This window comes from Halalkalibacter alkalisediminis, from assembly GCF_028610705.1.
GTDB lineage: Bacteria > Bacillota > Bacilli > Bacillales > Bacillaceae_D > Halalkalibacter > Halalkalibacter alkalisediminis.
The window spans coordinates 54,484-60,218 of sequence record NZ_JAQQWT010000017.1; the positions used below are offsets into that span (position 1 = coordinate 54,484).

The window sequence follows — 5,735 nt, forward strand, 5'->3', positions numbered from 1 at the left end:
ACTTTTCCTTGGTTCCGTTTTTTTTAGTAAGCTACTTTCTTACTTTGTCTTTCCTCTGGCCGTGGCAATGGCTTCGCACGCTGCGCGCCTTTCTGAGAAACCCGCTCAGAAAGGCTTAAAACATTGGCAGCGGCTACGCTCATTGCTCTAGAGAAGGTTTAAAAAGGTGAAGTTCGACCTTTTTAAACCTTCTCTAGTAAAATAACTGCCTGAGAGGCAATTCCTTCTCCTCTGCCTGTGAAGCCTAGTTTTTCTGTGGTTGTGGCTTTGACGTTCACCTGGCAAGCATCGGCTTCTAGAAGTTCGGCGATACGGGTGCGCATCGTTTCGATGTGCGGAGCCATTTTGGGTTGTTGTGCGATGATGGTGCAGTCAATATTCGCTAATTTAAAACCTCTTTCTTTGACAAGCTCCCATACATGTGTGAGAAGTTTGGCTGAGTCTGCATCTTTAAAGGCGCTATCTGTATCAGGAAAGTGCTTTCCAATATCTCCTTCTCCAATTGCACCTAGTGCTGCATCGGCAATCGTATGTAATAAAACATCGGCATCAGAATGTCCAAGTAACCCTTTTTCATATGGAATCGTGATTCCTCCTAATATTAGAGGTCTCCCTTCGACTAACTGATGAACATCAAAACCTTGTCCAATTCTCATTTTTTTCTCTCCCTTTCTTTCAGAATTGCTTCAGCAAAAAGCAAATCATCCGGTGTAGTCAACTTAATATTTTGGTAATCTCCTTCTACAATGGCTACTTCATGACCGAGCCATTCTACGAGGCTAGCGTCATCCGTTCCTACTTTACCTGCTTCTTTGGCCCGAGTATGAGCTTCTTTAATGAGGGACCATTTAAAAGCCTGGGGGGTTTGCACCGACCACAATTCTGCTCTATTTTGCGTATCAACAACTACTCCCTCTTTTACCCGTTTAATCGTATCCTTAACAGGAACTGCCGCAATAGCCGCTCCCGTTTCATCAGCTTTATGTACTAGTCTGCGTATAACATCGTATGTAACAAATGGACGTGCCCCATCATGAATCAAGACCACTTGCTCAGTTTTAAGAGAATCAACCCCGTTTTTACAACTATCTTGTCTTTCTTTTCCACCTTCAATGATCGCTTTCACTTTTTTAAACTGGTGAGCATCAGCAAGCTCCCTCATGATCTCACATTCTTCCCCATTTGCCACCAAGACAATAGTGTCACATAAGGAATCCTGCTCAAACAAACGAAGCGTATGAACAATTAAAGGCTCTCCCCTTAACTCAAGAAACTGTTTGTTTTTTCCTGCTTTCATGCGTTTCCCTTGACCGGCTGCCGGAATAACTACACTATATTTCATTGTTAACTCTCTCCCAATTGAAATGTGTCAACTCATTACTACAATCATATCCTTATTGCCGAAAAAAGATAGCCCACTTCAATAAAATCGTACTTATTTTAGCATGTTCTTCCGCGCAGTGACATATGTTTGTTTTAGAAAACTTGTACTTATCTTGAAATGATTAAATTATATGTACCTCTAAGAAAACCCTCTATAACAAAAGAAAAAGCGCCAATATCCACGAATGGAAGGTGGCGCTACTTAAAAAGATCTATGATCTCATCTATTTATTTAAAGAAAAGAACACTACAAAGCTTTTTCAAGAACCTTAGGTTTAGCAAAAATCATACGACCTGCACTTGTTTGTAGTACGCTTGTCACAACGACATCAATATGTTTCCCGATAAAATCACGTCCACCTTCAACGACAATCATCGTTCCATCATCGAGATAAGCCACACCTTGATGCTGTTCTTTCCCATCTTTAATGACCTGTACTTTTAGTTCTTCACCTGGCAAGACAACTGGCTTCACCGCATTTGCTAAATCATTAATATTTAAAACAGATACACCTTGTAGTTCACAAACCTTGTTTAGATTAAAGTCATTCGTTACGACCATTCCGTGGGAAATTTTCGCTAACTTCACTAACTTGCTATCGACCTCTGAAATATCTTCAAAGTCACCTTCATAAATCTCTACATTAGTCGGTAGCTCTTTTTGAATTTTGTTCAAAATATCTAGGCCACGACGTCCTCTATTTCTTTTTAATACATCTGATGAATCAGCAATATGCTGAAGTTCTTCAAGAACAAATTCAGGAATAACTAACGTGCCTTCTAGAAATCCTGTTTTACAAATATCCGCAATCCGTCCATCAATAATAACACTTGTATCAAGAATCTTTAGTTGTTTCCCGATTGCGATATCTTCTTCCTCATCCTCTTTTTTCTTGCCAAGGTTTCGAGTGAGTGTAAATAAATTAATAAGTTCATCTCTCTTTTTAAACCCAATTTGAAACCCAAAATACCCAAGAAAAATCGTTACGAAGATTGGTAAAACGGTACTTACTACAGGGATATTAATGGCATTCAATGGAATTCCAATTAAATAGGCTACAATTAGTCCAATTATTAAACCCATCGTACCGAATAACACATCGGTAACAGGCGCACGTACAATAGCCTCTTCCAAAAGTCTCATCACATTCACGATATAATCAGCAAGCCAAACTGTTGCAATAAATAAAATAATAGCACCGAACACTGCACCCGCATAAGAACTCGTAACCCAATTAGGAACTTCGCCTAAATTTATTATATGGATCAGTTCTGGAATGTAGAGAAAACCTAAAGTTCCTCCAACTAGAACGAAAAAAAGCTGCACAATTCGCTTTAGCATCCATATTCACCTCCTTCTATTATTATAGACAAGAATGCGGATTTGAAACCTATCAAACTGCATTTCACATAAAATCTCAAAATTTCTTCCTTATTTCCTTTAACGTAACAAACCTTCAATATTTTGTCAATTAAGAAAACCTATAATTATACCTTTACTTCATTAGAGCGTCAACCATCTTTACTAAATATGCCGATCTACGAACAGTTGTTCTTGTATACGATTTAACCCATCTTTAATCATCTTAGCTCTTGGTTCACCGATTCCTTCTACTTCATCTAAATCCTTCGTACTAGCAAAGAGAATACTCGTTAAGTCTCCATACTTCTCAATTAAGTTCTCAATAATCGCCGAAGGGAGTCTAGGAATTCGGTGAAGAATACGATATCCTCTTGGAGATACGGCTTGCTCCTGAATATTGATATTCTTACTATAACCGAGTACTTTGACAATCTCTTGTTCGTCGAGTAACTCTTCCGTTTGTGTTTTCGTCAATTCCCTGAGAATCTCGGTCACATTTTGCTTAGGGTTCTTAACATAATCTTTTATTAATAAAATCGCTTCTTTTTCCGTATTGGCAACTAATTCATTCAGTTGCATCGTTATTAGTCGACCTTCATTGCCAAGTTCATTGATGTAGTTCAAGATTTCTCTTTTTATTCGAAGCACCATTTGCACACGATGAATGACTTGTGTCACTTCATGAAACGTAACGAGTTGTTCAAACTCCAGTGCTCCTAAATTGGTGATTCCCTGGTCAAGCACTACTTTGTATTTTTCCAACGTTTGAATAGCTTGATTGGCTTTCGTTAAAATAACACCAATGTCCTTTAAAGAATAACGAAAATCCCCTTGATACAAAGTAATGACATTCCTTCGTTGTGAGATGGAAACAACTAAATTTCCTGTTTGCTTAGCCACACGCTCTGCTGTTCGATGACGAATTCCCGTTTCATTAGAGGGGATCCCATTATTGGGTACCAATTGAGTATTAGCATATAAAATTCGTTTTCCATCCTCACTTAAGATGATCGCTCCATCCATCTTAGCTAATTCATATAAATAAGCGGGTGAAAAATCACAATTAATAAAAAAACCACCGTCCACGACTGGAATCATCGCGTTATCATACCCTATTACAATTAAACCACCTGTTTTCGCTCGCAATACATTATCAATGCCTGCTCGCAAATCAGTTCCTGGAGCAACTAACTTTAGTACATTTTGGATAAAAGCGTGACGCTTTTTCCCTTCAGTCATTGATTACCCTCCTAATCCGACCTCTAACGCTTTCTCTAACGTTGGCACACCAACTACTTGAATTTCTTTCGGGTAAGTCCATCCTCCTAGATTTTTCTCTGGGATGATGGCCCTTTTAAAACCAAGCTTAGCTGCCTCGTTTACCCTTTGTTCAATGCGTGAGACTCGTCTAATTTCACCTGTTAATCCTACTTCACCAATTGCTACATCCGTTGGGCTTGTCACTTGATTACGGAAACTAGATGCAATGCTTAAAGCAATCGCTAAATCAATAGCAGGCTCATCTAATCTTATACCCCCTGCAACATTTAAATAAGCATCTTGATTTTGAAGCAATAAGCCTACACGTTTTTCGAGCACCGCCATTAACAGAGAGACACGGTTATGATCGACTCCTGTTGCCATGCGCCTCGGGTTTCCAAAACTAGTAGGAGATATTAATGCTTGTAATTCTACAAGGACAGGTCTTGTTCCTTCCATTGAAGCCACTACAATCGATCCTGCTGCTCCTTGTGATCGTTCTTCTAAAAAGATTTCTGAAGGGTTCAATACTTCTTCTAATCCCATTTCCTTCATTTCAAAGATTCCCATCTCATTCGTCGATCCGAATCGATTCTTAACTGCTCGTAAAATTCGATACGTATGATGTCTTTCTCCCTCAAAGTAAAGGACTGAATCCACCATATGTTCGAGTAGTTTCGGCCCAGCAATCGAACCTTGTTTTGTTACATGACCCACAATAAAAATGGCAATTCCTTTCGTTTTAGCAATCTTCATAAAAGCTGCCGTACACTCGCGTACTTGCGCGACACTACCAGGTGCCGATGTAATATCATCTTGATAAACCGTTTGTATCGAATCAATGACAACCAACGTTGGTTGTACTTCATCAATTGCACGCTCAATAAAAGAGATATCCGTTTCCGCTAATACATATAGATCCGCAGATGAAACACCTAACCGCTCAGATCGTAATTTCGTTTGTTTAACTGATTCCTCACCAGATATATATAAAACTTTATGCTTTGTTTCTGCTAATTTTGAAGAAAGTTGCAGCAACAGGGTTGATTTCCCGATTCCAGGATCTCCTCCTACAAGGACTAGAGAACCAGGAACAATCCCTCCTCCGAGTACACGATCTAACTCCATCATCGTTGTACTAATCCTTGGCTCGGTCTCACTTTCAACCGATACAATCGATTGAGGCTTCGATCCTGTCGCGCTCGAAGTTACATAGCTACGACTTGCTTGTTTTGCGCTTGGTTCGAATTCTTCGACCATCGTATTCCAGCCTTGGCATCCGGGACATTTTCCCATCCATTTGGCTGATTCATATCCACATTCTTGACAGACAAATTTCGTTTTTTTCTTAGCCATGCTCCACTCACTTCCTTCTTTCTCTTTGCTTCTATTGTATCAGAGTAAAGAAAAAAGGTCGCTTCTAGATATTATATGGTGAAAAGCCGAGAGATTATGACTATCTCTCGGCTTTTCTTTGTTTCCTACCTCTTTATACTGTAGCTGTTCGACCTTTTATTTTTGAGCTAATCTAACACTCAGAGGTTTGCATTGGCTCCGCACGCTGCACGCCTTTTAGGAGAAAACCCACTCCTAAAAAGCTTAAAACATGGCAGCGGCTACGCTCAATGCATCGATGAAGTCAAAAAGGTAAAGTTCGACCTTTTATTTTTGAGCTAATCTAACACTCAGAGGTTTGCATTGGCTCCGCACGCTGCACGCCTTTTAGGAG

At 39.6% G+C, this 5,735-nt stretch carries 5 protein-coding genes; all 5 read right to left on the minus strand.

Annotated features, from left to right (window positions below; all coding sequences use genetic code 11):
- Positions 1-182 precede the first annotated feature (182 nt).
- The gene (ispF, locus tag PQ474_RS18510) at positions 183-656 is read right to left on the minus strand and encodes a 2-C-methyl-D-erythritol 2,4-cyclodiphosphate synthase (protein WP_273846522.1); all 474 of its coding nucleotides are present in this window, start codon (positions 654-656) and stop codon (positions 183-185) included.
- Positions 653-1,342: a 2-C-methyl-D-erythritol 4-phosphate cytidylyltransferase gene (gene ispD, locus PQ474_RS18515; protein ID WP_273846524.1), complete on the minus strand. Its 690-nt coding sequence runs from the start codon at positions 1,340-1,342 to the stop codon at positions 653-655. The genes ispF and ispD overlap by 4 nt, the downstream gene beginning before the upstream one ends.
- Before the next feature lie 288 nt (positions 1,343-1,630).
- On the minus strand, positions 1,631-2,725 hold the full coding sequence (locus PQ474_RS18520; RefSeq protein ID WP_273846526.1) for a PIN/TRAM domain-containing protein: 1,095 nt from the start codon (positions 2,723-2,725) through the stop codon (positions 1,631-1,633).
- A gap of 183 nt (positions 2,726-2,908) precedes the next feature.
- The gene (gene disA / locus PQ474_RS18525; protein WP_273846528.1) at positions 2,909-3,985 is read right to left on the minus strand and encodes a DNA integrity scanning diadenylate cyclase DisA; all 1,077 of its coding nucleotides are present in this window, start codon (positions 3,983-3,985) and stop codon (positions 2,909-2,911) included.
- A 3-nt stretch (positions 3,986-3,988) separates the two neighbouring features.
- Positions 3,989-5,362: a DNA repair protein RadA gene (gene radA, locus PQ474_RS18530; RefSeq protein WP_273846530.1), complete on the minus strand. Its 1,374-nt coding sequence runs from the start codon at positions 5,360-5,362 to the stop codon at positions 3,989-3,991.
- Positions 5,363-5,735 lie beyond the last annotated feature (373 nt).